This is a genomic window from Shimia sp., from assembly GCF_039969785.1.
GTDB lineage: Bacteria > Pseudomonadota > Alphaproteobacteria > Rhodobacterales > Rhodobacteraceae > Shimia.
The window spans coordinates 11934-31358 of record NZ_JBDVNC010000015.1 but is presented as its reverse complement, the minus strand read 5'-3'; the positions used below and the strand labels follow the sequence as shown (position 1 = coordinate 31358).

General features: G+C 53.4%; 1 protein-coding gene (cut by a window edge). It reads left to right on the top strand.

Annotation, left to right across the window (positions count from 1 at the left end; all coding sequences use genetic code 11):
- Window positions 1-19425 carry the 3' portion of an LEPR-XLL domain-containing protein gene (locus ABJI08_RS06590; RefSeq protein ID WP_348401033.1) on the top strand. 10587 nt of this gene lie to the left of the window's left edge, so only the last 19425 of its 30012 coding nucleotides appear in the window; the start codon falls outside the window, past its left edge; its stop codon occupies window positions 19423-19425.

The following is a 19425-nucleotide window of genomic DNA, read 5'->3' as shown; positions in this document are numbered from 1 at the left end:
GCAGATATCCTTTTCCTGTCGAATCTGCGCGATGCGATGAACAGTGAGCTGAGCGCTGCTGAACAGATTACCGGAGACTTGCGGGTTTCTGAAGCAGGCAAAAATAAGTGGATTGCACTGGCTGAAGATGGTCGCACCTTTAATCTGCGTTTTGAAGGGGCCGCTCTGAGAGTCGAGCGAAACTCGATCAACTCGACTGCATTTGCTGCCTCGATCAGCGCGGCCATCAGCCCGTCATCGTCCAGTGTGGCAGTAAGTGGTGCAGGTGCTTACGCCGAAAACGTGATTACTTCTCAAACCAAAGCCCATATTGATGGTTCCGTCATTTCGGGGGCCGGAGATGTGGTGATTGACGCGCAGAATGATGCGTCAATTTCTGCAACAGTTGTGGCTGCGTCGGTATCAGTGGCAGTAAGTGGGTCAACAGGTGTTGGTGTCTCAATCGGTGTTGCGATAGCGCGCAATTTCCTTGGGCAAGACCGCACGGGCACGCCGGACTCGGTTCTGGTTCACGCATATTCTTCTAGCTCGCAGATTCATTCGGTTGGCGGCAATCTAAGTATCACCGCTGACGCAGATCAATCGATCAACGCGCTGACCTTTGCGGGTTCGGCTGCTGTTTCAGGTGGTTCGACCGGAGTCGCTGTGAGCGGTTCGGGCGTTTGGAATGAAAACGTTGTTGATGTGAATGTTCTGGCCGCGATTGACGGAGATCACGTCACTGCGCCCGGCAACACGATTGAAGCCGAGTCTGTTACAGTTTCTGCAAAAAATGACAGCGCGATTTCGGCGTTTGCCGGCGCTGCATCGGTGGCGGTTGCCTTTGGATCCACCGGGGTTGCCGTGTCTATCGGTCTGGGTCTTGCCCAGAACCGTATCGGCGGCACAGTTGAAGCCCGTATTCTAAATGCAGATGGCGGTGTCTCTTCAGAAGGCGTTTACACCCGTTCCGGGGACATCAACGTTACCGCAGAAGACAGTGCCGACATTGAAGTAACGGCTCTTGCCGCATCAATAGCCGCGGGCTTTGGGTCGACTGCCATTTCCGTGAGCGGTGCCGGTGCAGAAGCAACGAACCGTCTGAACACCACCACCAAAGCCCATGTCACGAGTAGTGATATCAATGCATTTGCAGGTGATGTTTTCGTGGACGCGGATGCAACCGGAAACATTGATGCGGTCGTTGTGGCGGCTTCTGCGGCTGTGGCTGTTGGCTCCACAGGGGTTGGCGCATCTATCGGCGTTGCGGTTGTGCGCAACTTGGTTGGGTATGAACAAACGGCAGTGGCGGCGACCAATACGACGTCTGATACGGTTCCGGATCTCACTAAGAACACCACGATCGTCGAAATCCTGGCGGGCGCCCGCAAAGGAGATGTTTATAAATACGTTGGCGACACAGTAAACGAAGCTGACAATGTGATTGACGGGGAGGGTACGACTGCCCAATTCGCGTTAAGTGCGCAAGATTATGGCAATACAGACCTGTGGGAACTCGTCAATCTTGGCGAACAACGTGCAGTGGTCGAAGCCGCGATTGTGAATAGCGAAGTGGATGCATTTGACGGCGTATCTGTAGATGCCCGTTCAGAACAATCCATTAAAGCGACAACAATCGCAGGGTCGGTTGCGGTGGCCGGAGGTTCGGTTGGTGTTGCTGTATCTGGCAGCGGCGCAGGTGTAGAAAACCGTATTGCGACAGATGTCAAAGCGCATATTTCGGGCGCTGGGTCTGCAGTGAATTCCCGGTATGTCGTTGTAAATGCTGACGATATATCAACAATTGACGCATTCTCTGCAGCGTTTAGTGTATCTGCGGCCTTTGGCCAAACAGGCGTTGCTGTTGCGCTCGGAATCTCCGTCGCAATAAACGAAATCGCTAACAATGTGTCGGCATACATTGATACGGGCGCGGATGTAACTACGACTGGTGTTGATGCCAATGGTGCAGGGATTACTGTGTCTGCCTCTACACCCGAGCTACCCATTTACCAAGACATCCTTGACCCTTCCATTCCAGGTTTGAATGCGGCCAGTCTCGATGACGCTGCCGCCGTTGAGATGGACGAGAATGAGAATATTGATGCAATTGACCAATCGGAGGATGCTGCAACACTGGCAAGCCTCAAAACAGCGCTGGATCCTCATTTCAACCTGAAGGGTGATTTGCGCATTACAGTGGTGAAGGCGCTTGAAGCCTGGACCGTCATTGATGACGAAGGCACTGTGGTTTCATTGACCAAGTCGGGTTCTACCTACAGTGCGACACGGTCTTCTATCAATGCCGTTTCGGCAGCAGCGGCTGTGTCGCTAGGTATCGGCCAGGTTGGTGTCGGTGTTGCGGGCGCAGGGGCGGTCTCGCTTAACTCGATACAGAGCAATGTCGCAGCTTATGTGGATGGCGCGACTCTGGACGCCAATGGCAATGGAGACATTCGAATTGATGCGCGGTCTGACAGTGAAATCAGCGCGACTGTTCTGTCTGTTTCAGTTGCGGTTGCCGCTGGTCAAGTCGGAGTCAGCGTCGGAATCGGGATTTCGGTGGCACGCAACTTTATTGGTCGTGATCTGACTGGTGAAGTCGTAACCGATACCGGAATGGTTTCTGCCTATGCCAAAAACAGCTCGATTGACGCGCAAGGGCTTTTGGATATCAACGCAGAAAGCGCGCAGACCATTCGCGCCCTCACAATTGCCGGATCAGTTGCTGTGGCGGCTGGTCAGGTTGGGGTCGCCGTTGGCGGCGCAGGCGTTTATGCGGAAAACCTCATCGACGCAACAACCGAAGCCTATATCGATGGTGATGGGGCCACCGGTGTGCTTGCTGATAGCGTCACTGTTTCAGCAACCGATACGTCCAGAATTGATGCAGTTGCTGCGGCGGCCGCGATTTCAGCAGGATTCGGCATGGTGGGCGTTGCCGTGTCCGCTGGGATTTCGATCGCCTCAAACACGATCCTGAGTGATGTGAGCGCAGAAATCCGAAATGCGAACACGCAGGTAAGATCGCGGTCTGGCGACGTGGACGTTCTGGCGACAAACAATGCCGAAATACAGGCGGCAAGTGCCGCTGCGGCCGTGGCGGTTTCTGCTGGTTTGGTCGGTGTGAGCTTTGCAGGGGCAGGGGCCTATGCAACCAACACCATCGAAACCAAAACTGAAGCGAAAATTGACTCATCAACAATCAATGCTTTCGGCGGTGGTGACGTACATGTCACGGCGACCGGAAACACGGAAATAGAAGCTCTTATCCTGGCGGCTTCTGTGGCCATTGGTGGCGGTGCGGTTGGGGTTGGTGTGTCTGTTGGGGCGTCATTGGCCGAGAACTATATCGGCGGTGGGGATGATACAGGTGTGTTTGCCAGCATCGACGACAGCACCGTTACCGCCGAAGGTGACATTGATGTCGAAGCTCTTGTTGAGACAGCCAAAATTGAGGCGACCGTAGTCGCCTTATCTGTTGCCATCGCTGGCGGGGCAACTGCTGGCGCCGCCGCAGGCAGCGGTTCGGATGCACTGAATGTGATTGATTACGCGGTGATCGCAGAAGTTGAGGGAAGCGATCTGACGGCGATTGGTGACAAGGTGACCGTCAAGGCGCGCGACAACTCGACTATCGATAGCTACGTTGGCGCTGCCTCGGTTGCGGGTTCAGCAGGATTGGTTGGGGGATCGGTATCGATCGCGGTTGGCCTGTCTGAAAACACGGTTTCAAACCTGGTTTCTGCAGTCGTGAACAATTCGAATGTGACCGCAGCAGACCTGGACGTCATCGCAGACGATGACAGCGTTATTTATGGCGTGGCCGAGGCCGCGGCTCTTGCAGCCTCAATCAGTCTTGGTTTCAGCGCTGCAGGCTCTGGTGCCCGGACCGTTGCAACATATAGCAACACGGTGAAGGCTGGCGTTTCAGGTATTGGCGGTGACGATGTCATCGACCTGACCGGCGATCTGGATGTGAACGCGACAGCCACCCCGAGTGTCACTGGGGAAACCGGTGTCGCATCTGCGTCGCTGGGGCTGGCTGCGCTAGCCGCGTCGGGTGGCGTTGTTATTGTAAACGCGACCCCGGATGTTGACGTCTATGCGACCAATATTGTTGTGAATGCTGATGAAGTGGATCTTTCTGGCAGTGCACAAGTGCACGCCGCAGGTAGCGCGATTGGTATGTCGGTTTCGACGGGCCTTTCGATGGGTGCCAATGATGTGAATGTGACAAGCTCGCCAAATGTTCAGGCTGATGCAGGCGGCTCGAGCAGCGAGTTCAACGTACGTAATATGACCGTCGAAGCATTGACGCAAAAGAATGCAGGCAGGCTCAATGTTGATGCCTACGCCGCGTCTTCTGCCGGTGGCTTGTTGTTGGGGGCAACTTCGACCCAAACCACTGCCACGAGCAATGAAGTCGTCAAAGCACGTTTAACCACGGGTGCTGATGTCGATGCGAGCGGAACTGTGACAGTTCGTGCGGACAGCAATATCGAACAAAAGGCCGATGCAAACTCTGCTGCACTGGGTCTGGTTGGTGCGGGGGCGTCCACTGCAGTGACGCAATCGGATACGACCATTCAGGCAATTGTCGGCCACAATGCCACGGTTGATGCAGACAAGCTGGAAATCATCGCAGATGGCACAGCGAAAAACACCGCTGAGACAACTGCTGGTTCTGGTGGGCTGGTTTCTGGAGCAGGTGCTGCGCCAGAGACAGACACTAAAGCCGATGTTTTGGCACGGATCAATGACGGCGCTGTGGTGACCCTTCAGTCCGGTGTTGGATCATTGAATGTCACGGCGTCTCACTTGGCGCGTCCGAACACCTTTGTGGTGACCGACAGCTATGGCCTGATCGCTGGTTCAGGTGCTGAGGCCGTCAATGAAGTGGATGCAGATGTCACCGTCGATATCGGTACCGATGATGCCGATGTGTCTGGGGCAACGATCACCGCCAAAACAATTGCGCTTAACGCGACAAATACTGTGACAAAATCTGCGCCACCGGATGTGAACATTGAAGGTGACGCTGGCGGATTGGCCAGCGGTGCCGCTGCAGACAGCGACATCGATCTTGAGCTGTCCACCGAAATTAATGTTACGGATTACAGCACGCTAACCACGACTGACTCTGATGGCGACCTCTCCATGAAAGCCTTCAACGAGATCAATATCGTTGATGAAATTGCGCTGTTTACCGCGGGTGCTATTTCCGGAGCCGGCGCCTATGCCGATTTTGTTGCCGATGAATTGGTGGCTGAAGTTACAGTTGGCACAGGTGCAATGGTGCATGCTGCCGGGGCTTTGGAAATCGAAGCCCAAGGCGAAAACGACATTTATCTGTCTTCGTCGAGCGAGACTTATGGCGCTGGGACAGTGGCTTTGGGCCGGGCGTTTATCGATGTATTTGCTGACAATCAGGTGCATGTCTTTGGCACAGTGTTCTCGGAAGGGGATATGTTCATCAGCACAGGCACCGACAAGGATCGCCGCCTGCCAGAGAATTCTTTGGTGGCGCGTGTTGATAACTTTGCCGGATCGCTTATTCCGATCGATGATCTGGAAACCCGTGCAGTATATATTGTTGATAACATTATTAATGTTCATTCCGGAGCTCTTGCCGAGAGTTATGGAAACATCACGTTGAATGCTGATGAAATCGGTTTGGCAACCGTCGACGGTGTCGCCAAGGCAACCAACTGGGTGTCTGCTGTAGGCGACGCAATCGACAGCGCGCTGGGTGGGAACAACACTGAAATTGGCGATGGTCAGGGATTGGCGGACGCGCAGGCACAGGTCATCGTCGATGGTACAGTGCGGACTGGCGCCAAGCGGGTCAAAGAAATCGTTATTGGATACGATGACTTTGGTGACAATGATCCAAACACCGGAGCTTTCATCGAGACGTCGGGTACTGGCGACATCACCTTTACGGCAGGGCAAGAGCAGGTTGAATCTTCGAATTATCGCCAGTTGGAAGAAGCCCGCGAGAACCTTCAGCGCTATTCGGTCACGCGAACCGATGCGGGGCATGTCGGGGAATATGTGAACCCTGATCTGGTTGCCTTCTATCAAAATCAGATCGATGAGCTGCTGGTCGAGCTTCTGGCCAGTGGCGAAGCCCAATATATCAACAACACCACCGGAGCTGTGGCGCCTGCGGGACTCACTGACTACACGGGCTACACTTTGGTGCCTTTGCTGCCAACGGTCGAGACGATCACTATTGATCCGGTCGTGGCGCAAGCTGGCCGTGTGATGGTTCTGACGGATCAACTCTCGGGTTCGGGCACATTTGATGTTCCGCGGGATTCACGCATTAGCATCATCAATGAAACACACGCCTTCCTGATTATTGAAGGTGCAGAAATTCCGGATGTGAACGGTGGCCTGATTTTCAACGGCACCGATGTATCGCTGATAGGGGATTACAACGGGGCGATCACAGCTGAAAACCTTGTTTCCGTCAACAAAGACAACAATCACCCTGATATTGTCGGCGTCCCTTCGGTTGGACTTATAACGTCAACACTCAATCTCACTGCAGCTTCCACCACGGCGTCTGGTGGTGATCCAACAATTCTGATTGAGAACGACTTTGATGTTGTCGGTGCGGGCCTGAATGGCACTGGCACCGGGGTGTGGCCTGATATCATCATCGAAGGTGATGTTCTGAACCTGCGCGGTGATATTCTTATCGATAACAATTCTCAGTATGGTTCTTCGATTGGCGACATTGTCATTAACGCCGAAGTGAACGGAAAATCTCTGGTTATCCTTTCAGGCGGCACCGTATCCATAGGCGGCGGTGACGAAGAAATCATCTATCACAATGCCGGGGATCCCTATTCCAAATGGAAGACGTCGGTTCTGACCGGTGACATCAACAATGATCTAGTGGCGGGCACGCTGGACGCCGAGAGGATTGATCAGGTTGCAATTGATGCGTTTCTCGATGTCGAGCCTTCTGGTGTCTCACTGGAAGCGCGCAAGATATTTATCGATACGTCGGTTATTAATATCAACGGCACGATCAAAAGTGGGGAAGATACCTATAGCGTTACACTCGATTCGAGTGTGAAGTCTCAGATTGAAGCGCTGCGGGACAGCGGAACCAGTACGGTTACCTTGTTGAATACAAACAACAATGACTTCCAGATCTATTACGATCCAACCGGCAACAATGGCAACGGAAAAGTTATTGTAACCGACCTTGTTGTGTCTGGTGGGTATGTGGATATCACAGGTAAGGTCGCCAACACTCGCAATGGTAAGATCATCGTAAACGGAGGCTATCCCGACATTGATATCGTCAACGAAATGGGTTTTGCCGACGGAACGCAGCCAGAAATCGTGCTGCAGGACCTGGATGCGACAACACGTGGTGACGGCGAGTTGATCCTCAAAGATCAGATTATTCAGCCGAACGGCAGCACTGTTCTTAAGGCAACGATTTATACCGTCGGAGAAGATGGTGTTACGGTAAACCGCAGCGTTGACGGTGTGAATACCGTTCTCGGATCTCGTAATGAGATCGTGAACGGCGTCAGCACCGCAATGGACGGCAGCCATGATGTTTATAATCCACAAGCTGGATATCGCTATGGCTGGACGATTGCGCAAGCCAACCGGACAGAGCTGATCGAAGAATGGACCGAAGGAGATTGGCTAGGCATTGACGCCTTCGTACCGGACCGGCGCCAGCCCGATTACGTTGATTCAACCGACTTTCCCGGTGAATTGCTACCGGACTCGAACTATTTCTATCTGGATACGTCCTTGGACGGTGATGCGTATAAGAATTCCGAAGTTGAAGTGGTCGGCTATGACTCGGGGCGTCAGAGAACAGGATATGACACTTGGTCAACATGGTACGGCACCAACTATACTTGGTTCCAGTACACAACCATCACCGAAAGCTCGACCTACGATACTCATACCATCGAAGCGGATCGGTCGATTGATATCGAATTCCTCGGTCATTCAGAGGGGTCGATCTTTGTCGATGCCCAAAACTCGAATGTTGTGGTTGATGGCATTCTTTCAAATGATCTGGGTACGACCACGATTGAAACATCTGGCACGATCCGGACGTCTCTTGCCGGTGTGAGCGGCGAAATTGGCGGGCGTCGCATTGACTTGTCCGCGGATGCAGGAATCGGGATTGCAATCAATCCGGTGCGCGTTGATTTATCGAATGCTGACGGTGTGACCGGTCAGCGTCTTGATACTGAGGCCGCAGCGGGCGCAATCTATCTCACTGAAACTCTTGGCAATATGGTTGTCGGGGAGATCACAGCCGGCGGGCGTCGCGACGTCGTTCTGGATGCGGATGATGGCATATCACGCGCGTCCGGATCGCATGGTGTGACGGGCGGTGCGATTACCTTGACAGCTGGTAGCGGAAGCATCGGTTCGTCGAGTTCGCTCTTGTCGATCGACTCTGGTGACACGGACCGTGATATCCTCAAGGCCTACGCAGAAGCTGGTGGTGTTCATGTGTCCGAAGCCACAGGAGACCTGCGTCTCTTTGAAGTTTTGGCGGCTGGAGATGTGACCGTTCAGGTTGTGGCTGGCGATCTTGTCGATGGCAATGTGAATGAGGTCAAAGACGACCGGGCGATTGAAGACCTGCAGGCGGGTCTCTGGGGCGATATGAGTCTCACCGATTACACCGACGGTGTTTACACGGGCAACGCGACCGGCAAAGTACAACAAGCCAAAGACACTCTGATCAGCGCCAAAACCGGCGAGTACGTGTCGTATTGGAATGTCCGAACGACCCAGTTGGAGGCCAGAGAAACGGACCTTCGTGCAGGGCTTGTTGCGGGTATTTTGCCCAGCGACGAGGCGGCCATTCAGGCCGATCTTGATACCTGGCATCTGACGTTCCGCAGTGGTGATGCGAAGTTTGATGGGGCACAGTTGATTGCCTTTACCGCCGAAGAATTGGCCTATTACGAAGCGTTCTATTCCCAGCAAGGCATTGACGAAGAAGGCTATACTCTGGGATCAGCTTTGCTGGCACAGTACGTGGCCGATGCAATCCTGACGCTGCGCACAAGCCGGACCGAGCAATATCGCAACCTCGACGCTGTCTATGGCAGCGATCCCGGTGAGGACGGTGATGTTGATACCTTTGATGACACCTATTCAGTCAGCCTCACGGCGGATGAAGAGACCGCGATTGAAGACTCGATCAAAATCTGGACTGAAGACGAGTTGATCAACGCCATTGGTGCAGGTTTGTTGAAGCCGGTGACCGACACGGATGTTGTGATCGAAGATACAAATATTGAGGGTGCAAATGTCAAGTTGGACGTGTTCGGTGCCATCGGTCGCACGGGCGGTCAGGAACTTATAATCTTGGCCGGAGACGTGAACCTAACGGACGATCAGCGATTGTTGCTCGGCGCTGCGGAACGTGACGACGTATTCTACCTGACATCTCCGCGCTATGAGGCAACGGTCGACTTCAACGTTGCTAATGGCACAATTATCAGAAGCGCTGGCACTTGGAGTGCCGATCTGATCGGGCAGGTCATACAAGTTGAAGGTAATTCCGTAAATGCGACAGAAGAGGGCCCGTTCTATACGGTGTCCAATGTGGTTGGGAACACGATCTTTATCGACAACTCACGGGTCGAGTTGCAAGCCAACGAAGTGTCGCAAACTGTTCATCTGTCATCAATCGCGCTTGATCCGCGCGGTGAAACCGCTGAGAGCGAAGTGTCCATTTCCGGGGGCAATACAATTACGCGCTCGGATGGTGACGACTTCTCTGGCTTTACAGTTGGCATGAAAGTCATTCTGGCTGGCGACGATGACATCGCCAACGATGGCGATACGCTGTTCACAATCCTGTCGGTAACGGCGAATGAGATTGTCCTAAGCGGTTCACCTGGTCTTGCTGACAAGACGGATATCGAGATTACGGTGGATCAGTTTGTCGAGCTTTATGCTCTGCAGATTCAGCTGCGCGAAGACCTTGATGTCCTTGCGACTGGTTCGTTTGAAACAACAGCGGGTGACGAAAGCTTTATTGGGTCCGAAGGTCCATTGGCGCTGACCAATGTCAATGTCGATGGCAACCTGCGCATTCGCGCGCAGGGCAATATCACCAACCATATTGGCTCAGGCGCGACAAATGTCACCAGCGACAACCTGTTGCTGGAAGCAGGAGCGGGTGGCGTTGGTGCGAGTGGCGCGGCCAACCGGATTTACATCGATCAGACCGACGGTTCGTCGCTGACTGCGCGTGGCGGCCTTGGGATCTACATTACCGAGAGAACGGGTGACATGAATGTCGCCACGATTTACTCGCAAAATGAAGATGTTGATCTTGTTGCCTATGGCTCGATCCTGGATTTCCAAGGGAATGAGTTCGTAAATATCGAAGGTGATAGTATCACGCTTCTGGCTGAAAATGGCAGTATCGGGACAAATACAAACGCCCTTGAAATCGAAGCTCGCGGGGATGCACCCTCGACGGAACTTGGTTTGCTGACAGCCACGGCGCATGGCGATATTGTGATCTTTGAACAGTTTGGCGATATGAACGTGCGCAACGTTCTGTCGGAAACCGGAGATGTACATCTTGAAGCCGCGTTGAGCATTCTGGATGCAGTCGATCTGAGCGATCCGACCAACCCAACCACAAGTGGTGAGGAGGCAGTCGGCACTGCGCAGCTGGAAGCTGACGTGCTGGCGGCAGGTGATGTGAAAGTAGTGGCGCGTCTTGGCTTTATCGGGGCGTTTGGCAATGAGTTGGACATCGATAGTCGTCGCAGCGGCTCTTCGGGTGTTGTCACCACTTTGAGTGAAGAAAACACTTATCTGATCGAGCAATCCGGCGACATGTATCTTGCTTCGGTAGGGGTGACATCGACTGATGCGCTTGCAACTGCCTATTTGACGGCAACTGTTGGCGGCATCTTTAATGGCGCGCCGGGTGGGGCTTCCAACGTCTCAAGTGGTCGTACGTTCCTGACGGCGCAGACCGACATCGGGACCGCACTTAATCCGTTGTTCACTGAAGTTGGGATGATTCAATCCATCTCGACGACCGGATCGACCTATGTGACCAACGAAGGTGCGTTGAATGTAGACGTGCTTGATGGGGGCGTGGGTGACGGACAATTCGCGGGTGGATCCGTGCAAACGGTCGCTTCCAGCCCAATCACAGTATCCAGCAACATTATCAGTGGCACCGGCATTGAGCTGTTCGCCGATGAGACAAAAGCTGCCGGGTTTGGCGATTACGACACGATCACAGTTCTGGCTGATGTTCTGGTTCAGGCCACAACCGGTGACATACTGTTTGATGCCGGTGATCACATCGTTGTCGAAGCGGCAACCTTGGCCGGATTGGCAGGCGTTCATGCCCTGGATGGGAATATTGAATTCCGCGCGGACTTTGATCGCGCCGATCTGGGCGATCTAGAAATCAACAGTGATGTTGCAGGTGGTCAAATCACAGTTCTGGGCACGGTTGATGCATCGCAAAGCATCACCATGACCACGCATGGTGACGACGACACTGTTACCTTGTCTGGTGTTGTTGATGCAGGTGGCAACTTTACTCTGAATACCGGCGAAGACGCGGATATTGTGGTCGTTGATGGCACTATCCTCTCCGGTGCGAACGTTGCGATCAATACTGGCGGTGGCGCGGATACACTGACCGTGTCCAATCAAGTAAATGCAGGCAATAACGCATCTATCAACACAGGTGCGCAGGCGGATTCCGTTACGATATCTGGAATTCTGTCTGCAGTTGCTGCGCTTACTCTTTCTACCGGTGATGGCGATGATGCTGTTGGTATTTCTGGCGTTGCAATCGCCGGCGGTGCTGCTTCGGTAAATTTGGGAGCGGACGAAGACCAGTTGGTCATTGGTGGCACTTTGGAAGCGGGTACGGCGCTGACCATCGATTCCGGAACGGTGCGTGACTTTGTGACAGTAACCGGTGATCTGGTTGCCGGAGAGTCAGTCGAATTATTGCTGGGAACGGGTAATGATCAACTCGTCGTGACAGGCGGCGTAACGGCGGGAACGACGATCACGGTGCATGGGAACGACGGCGACGATAGTGTTCTGTTTAAGGACATGCATGCCTTTACAGGAATTGCCAGTATCTATGGTGATGATGGTGACGATCAGGTTGAAGTGGTCCGTCTTCTGACTCAAGATCGGTCGACTGACAGTCTGCTGATTGATGGCGGAGCCGGGTCCGACGATGTGACGATCCAGTCTCACGGGTCAATTGCCGGGGTATCGGTCGATTACATCATTGATGTGTTCGACACAGGGCTTCCGGGGCAGGGCGCAGATACAATGGTTGTGGTCGGAACAGCTGACGAAGACTTCTTCCTCAGTCGCCGCAATTTCCTGGCAGTTCTTCACGGAACAACGGACGAAATCCGCGGTGATCTCGTGAGCCGTCCTGATACCGTTGAGCGGATCAATTATGACCGCAATATCAATGGCCGTGTAACGGCTCTTGGTATGGATGGAAATGACAACTTCGTTGCAGACGACAACAGCTCGATTATGACGTTTGACGGCGGTTCTGGTGACGATGATTTCCAGTTTGGCCAGCTGTTTGGCATCGAACCGATTGAGGGCAATAGCGGCATCGCAGTCGGCGATGGCATCGACACTGTACTCACGACGCGTGGCTATTTGTCAGGTGGAATTAGCTTTGCAACAGTTGCCTTTGGCGGCGAAGGCAATGACCGCTTTACTGTCTATTCTAACCGGGCTCAGGTGAAGCTTGAGGGTGAAGACGGAAATGATGACTTTATTGTGCGGGCCTTCCTTTTGGATAATGGTGAAAGCACGAGTCAGGAAGAAACCGAAATTCTTGGCGGTGACGGCGACGACAATATTCAGTACAACATCAACTCACCTGTTGATATCGACGGTGGCGCCGGATTTGATACCGTTATCGTGTTGGGCACCGAAGGCGATGACAACTTTGTGGTTTCGGAAGACGGCATTTTTGGCGCCGGATTGAACGTCAGGATTTCGAACACTGAAGAGGCCGTTGAAGTTGATGGCCTTGAAGGGGACGATACCTTCTTCATTCTTTCAACCGCTGCAGGTGCGGTAACTAACGTGATCGGTGGACTTGGCTCTGATACGTTCAATGTTACCGGCGACGTGACCGAACAAATCATCTCTTCCGATATCGAAGGTCGCTCTGGTCTGGTGAATCATCAGGTTGAGAGTGATGATGATGCTTATGACGAAACCTTTGTTGCTGGTTTGGGCACGACCATTGCTGATGCCAAGAAGGGCGCAGTTGTCATTAGCCAAGAAGGTGTTGGTGACAGCACTCCCGGCAAGTCCGTCGTGTCTGAGCTGGGTGGAGGAACAGAGGATATCTACACCGTGGCACTGGCCGCGGCTCCTGTGATTGGAACTGTCTACGTAACTGTTTCGGCTACCCGCGCTTCAACTGCTGACAAGGCACTGACCGTGCCTCGGATGACAGCAGGCACAGGCATCAGCTTTACTGCTGGCGGAACGGTTTTGACCCGTGATTCCGGTAGCTGGATCGATGAAGGCTTTGATCTTTATCAGTCGCTTGAACTCAATGATGTAGGCGACAATGATGGCGTTTACGAAATCGTGTCGGTTTCTGCTACGGAGATTGTTGTAGTCGAGACCTTTGCAACAACCGAAGGCAGCCTGACAACCGCATCTGTTCTGGGCCAGGAGGCGGAATCCGTCTTGATTTCGGCAGGCGGCGACTTCACGGATGCGCTGGTGCTTGAGTTCAACGCGAGCAACTGGAATATCGCGCAGACAGTTACTATTCGGGCTCAGGATGACGCTGCCGCTGAGGGTACGCGCAACGTTGTCATCAGTCATTCGGTCATGGCGGCAGAAGATGTCGTTACGGCGGATGGTGTAGCATTTGACGGAGCGCAGGTTCAGAACATCGTCGTGGAAGTCCGTGACGATGATCTGGCTGGTGTTGAAATTTCAGAAAGCGGCACCGAGACGCAAGTGCTTGAGGGGTCTGCAATAACCCAGATCACTGATACTTGGGACGTCGTTCTGACGAGAGCACCGGAAGACGGTGAAACGGTGACGATCACGTTGACGGATGATAGTAATTCTTCTGATCTGTCTTACAGCTCCAGCATTTTGACATTTGACGCCAGCAACTGGTCTGTTGCGCAAACTGTGACAGTTACGGCTGTTGCCAACGATGGAGTTGAAAACGAAGAACGTGTGATCGTGACGCATGCGGTTACCACAGACGGAACTGTTTATAGCAATGCGGCCGATGCAGAGGCCACGGTTGCCGTCATTGACGGCGATACTGCTGGAGTTCTGGTACGTGAAACGGATGGCGATACCATCATCATCGATAACGCCGGTGAAACGGATGACTATCTGATCCGCCTGACGCATGCGCCGACAGACGCGGTCACCGTGAACATATTTGACGATGGACAAAGCCGTATTGTCGCGGGCGGACGGGTGACAATGGCCACGCTTGCTGCTGAGACATTGGCGGTTGAGTTCGTGCACGTCTCGGAGGGCGCTGACTATATCACGCGAACCAGCGGTGATTGGGCGGCAGACGGGTTTGGCTCGGGGCAGACGCTGGATATTTCAGGTACAGCCGACAACGATGGGGCTGTTTTGATCGGTGGCGTTTCGGAAGACGGCCTGACATTGTTCCTGGCAGGTGGGGTTACTGTATCCAACGAGAACGCAGGTACCGCTGATCTTACAGTTGAAGCCGCCCAGATTACGTTTGATACAACCAACTGGTGGCAGGACGTCACAGTTGTTCTTGAGGCGGATGACACATTTGTCGCGGATGAAAATAGCTATGTGACCAAAGTGTTCGCCGCAGAAGAGCACACCACGTCGAAAGTGTTTGGTCCCTTGATCATCGACGGTGGCCCAACCACCGAACGCAGCCTGAGAACGGCTGTTATGCTGCCAACTGAAAGTGACCCCGGTCCGCTCGAGCTTGATCTGGATATTGACGAAAGCGAGCAGAACGATCGCGTGAATATCTTTAATGACACAGACGTTACCGGCGCAGCTGGGTTCATGACTACAACCACTTTGCCTGGCGGTGAAGAAGCCCTTTTGGTGAATGGTCTGGGTATGGGGACGGGAACCGTCGTGTTTGACGAAGGCGACGTCAACACTGGTGAAATCCTGGTGACCTATGCCGATGGTATCACGATGCGAACCGTGGAAATTGTCGACGTTCTTCTAGGTGAAGGCGATGATAACTTTACCGTGCTGGATACCAACAGATTCTCTGACAACACTGTGGATCTTCCTGTCACGGCCATTCATGGCGGCGGCGGCTCGGATACGATCACTGTCACTGGCGGAGCAGGACCTGAGTCACTCTTGGTGATCTACGGCGACACTGTGACCGATGGATCGCGCTATAACTATCTTGGCGCGGCACCAACCGGTGGCGGATTGGTATTTGACGGCTTGGATGCGCCTGAAAATCATGCTGACTTTATTGATGCTTCGGCTTTGACCTTTGACGGAACGGTGGGTGTCGGTCTGACGATCTATGGTGGTATCGGCAATGATACTATTCACGGAAGCCAGGCCGGTGATCATATTGCCGGTGGCGGTGGAGATGACAGTATCTTTGGCCACGGCGGCGCTGATCACATTTATGGTGACAACGGGTTTATTGTAGATTTGTACGCCCGCGAACTTGCGGTCGTCGATGTCCCGAACGCGACCCCTTCACTCGATAGTGCGGACACGCGCCTTCCTGGGGCTGATACCATTGATGGTGGTGATGGAAATGACATCATCCTGTCCGATCTGGGTGAGATAGTTCAGGTTGCAGGCACAATGCGGCTTGCAACAACCGGGCTGGTAAACCGCGTGGAAACCACTCAACCGATCTTTGGTGCAAGTGACCGGGTCATGACCGGATTGGGCAACGATATTGTTCTGGCCGGACTCGGCGATGACACAATCGAAGCCGCAGGCGGTGACAATGTTCTCCTTGGCGATCATGGATTTGCCACTTGGGCGACTGTGAATGAACAGGTTGAGCATATGACCCTTGTTCAAAGCCATTCCACCGCGGTGGGCGGCGATGACGAAATCAACGCCGCGGGAGGACATGATATCGTCGTTGGTGGCTTTGGTGCTGACCTGATTGATGCAGGTCAGGGCGACAATGTCGTCTTTGGTGACAACGCAATGATCGCGACCGGAAGCGGTGCTGCGAACCTGGGTGCGCTTCCGACCGAGTTGTTGGACATTTCGACTATGGATCCGTCTCTTGGCTCTGGTGACGTGATCACAACTGGCTTGGGTGAAGATATTGTTCTTGGTGGTGCCGGCGGTGACGAGATCAACACTGGCGATGCTGGATTGCTGGCTGGGCCCGATGGTGCTGATATTGTCATGGGTGATCATGGCTTTATCGCTTGGGTAAACGGAGCTGACAATTCGACCGATCTCGCCCGTCAGATCAGGTCCACGGATGTGAATGAAGGTGGCGATGATCTGATTTCAACGTCAGACGGAAATGACATTATTATCGGGGGTACTGGCGCTGACATTATCAATGCAGGAGCAGATAACGACCTGATCCTGGGCGATCACGCTAACATCTCGGGTGATATTGATGAGACAGCGATGCCGTTGGTCACGGGCACCCGTCCGTTTGACTATACCTCAATCTGGACTAGCGACATTGATGGCGGTGCTGGTGACTATATCGTTGCCGGTGCGGGTGATGACATGGTCCTGGGTCAATTTGGTGCTGACGTTATCTTTGGCAATGATGGAGATGACGACATCATCGGCGGTCATAATGTCGAACAAGATCAAAATGGTTCTGCGGCATTTGATGGTGGTGATGCGATTGACGCCGGTGCAGGAAACGATGTGGTCGTTGCAGACAACGGGCGAATTTATCGTTCCGGTGTCGACGCCGATGCGCGGATGCGCGCGTTGAGTGGCTCAGTCATCTATGGAACAACCGCGGGTGTCGATGATGGCCAGGCCCTGATTGATACGACTGCACAGGACAACGTTGATGGCATTGTGCAACGTGATATTGAAATCTTCGACCATTATGCCGGCGCCAACCCTGATGAATATGGAGCAGATTATGTGGCCGGCGGTGCCGACGATGATATATTGTTCGGCCAGATGGGAGACGACACTATTCAGGGCGATGGCAGCATTGATCTGGATGGGGATGGACTTGCGGACAATGATGCCTTGGACACAGATGCGTCTGCGGTAAATGCTCTGCGTGGCGTTGATCGTTTGTTGCAACTCTGGGCGTCTGTCGATGATTTTGCCGAGCCAGATGGTGATGGTGACGATTACATTGAAGGCAACGGTGGTGACGATGTGATCTTTGGCAACCTTGGTCAAGATGACATTATAGGTGGGTCTTCCACTTTGTTTATGGGGCTTCAGGGCGATAGCAGCCAGAGACCAGATGGCGAAGACCTGATCTTTGGCGGATCAGGTCTTGCGGCTGGCAGGAATGATCTCGGTGACGAAGGTGTAGATGGCCATGCGAGAGATGCCGATGTGATCATCGGTGACAATGGTGACATTTTACGTCTGGTTGGTACCAACGGGTCCAGCTCGGGCGACTACCTTGGCTTCAACTATGATAGCTACGGCGGCCAACGGATTATTGCACGGGCTGTCGTGCTTCAGGACTACACCGAAGGCGGTGAAGACTTTGACGCGGTCTCTGCTGCCGGTGACATTGGTGGGGCCGATGAAATCCACGGCGAAGCTGGAGATGACTCAATCTATGGTATGACCGGCAGCGATGCATTGTTTGGCGATGCTCAAAACGATGACATCATCGGCGGTTGGGGGCACGACTGGATCTCCGGCGGCACTGGAAACGATGGCGTCATCGGCGACGACGGCCGTATCATGACCAGCCGGAATTCGACGGATTATGGCGAAGAGCTGCATGGTGTTTCCGCTCTAGACGCTGTCGACGTTTTGGTCACAGCGCCTAACTCGTTCAATCTTCGCTACATCATTGATGTTGACCAACAGCTGACAAAATCTGTCAATATCACTCCGTTCTATCTTGATCCGGCTCAGAGCGATAAGCATTTCGCGCCGACAATGGCGGATGACGTGATCTTCGGTGGTTGGGGCGATGACTCGTTGCACGGTGCATCCGGAGATGACGCCATTTCCGGAGCAGAGGCACTGCCACTGTCTGAAACTCCAGAGAGTATGAATGGAATTGTCATCAGCTATGACACGCCGTTCAATCCGGGCGGTTTGCTTGGCTATGATGCCGTTACGCAGGAATTTGCACATTATGATGAGGACAATCCTCGTGCGAAGGTTACCACCACAAATGGTACTTTCTTTCTGAACTTTGATCACACAGAAGGCCCAGTTGACGCGCGTTCGACCAACGGCTTTGCGACCGATGGTGATGACGCCATCTTTGGTGGCTTTGGCAATGATGCCTTGGTCGGCGGTACAGGTCGCGACAGAATGTATGGTGGGTATGGAGACGACTGGCACAATGCGGATGACAACCTAGAAACACTGGGTGGCACAAATGATGGGACCGACACAGATATCTCCTACGAGGACTATGTCCTTGGTGGTGCAGGTCGCGATGTTTTGATCGCCAATACTGGCGGGGATCGCCTGCATGACTGGACCGGTGAATTCAATAGCTTCATCGTTCCGTTCAAGCCATTTGGTGCCCCTACCGTCAACAGATTGATGGCACCGTCGGCAATTGAGTTCTGGTACGATCTTGGACGCAGCGATGGTGCTGACCCGACGCGTGCCGCTGACAGCGGGACTGATCCCCTTCGCCATGGCGAGCCAGAAGGCGAAATGGGCATCGTTACACAACAGGATGATGATTGGGGTGACCAACACGGTGGTCCGGCGGATCCGCAGCCTGGGAATGGTCCGGCGAAGCGCGATGTGCGGGTCTCTTCAGCAACAGGTGGACACAACGATGCGAAGTCACCAACTGGCGACTATGGTGGAGTAGGGGTGATAGGTGCGCAAACTTTGCCAGCGACGGAGACAGATCCTGACCCACTTGGCGAAGATACCATAACTACGGCGGAGCGACCGACAATTGATGATTTTGTGAATGCCATTGAGAACAGCGAAATTGTTTTCGACATTCACAATAATTCTAAGAAGAATCAGAGCAAAGGATCCTATGTCTATGATGCAGACACCGGTGAATTCCTCCTGCAAACGTCATTCAGCAATCATCCAGATGCACCAACGAATTCGGCCTATGAAATGTTGGATGAAGACGGTGAGTTGTTTGCCTATGTTGACACCAATGGGGGACTCTGGATTATCGATGATATCCACGAAAATCCGGGTGGCTACGCGGATGATGAGGTTGACGATTGGGTGTTTCACTCTGATTACTGA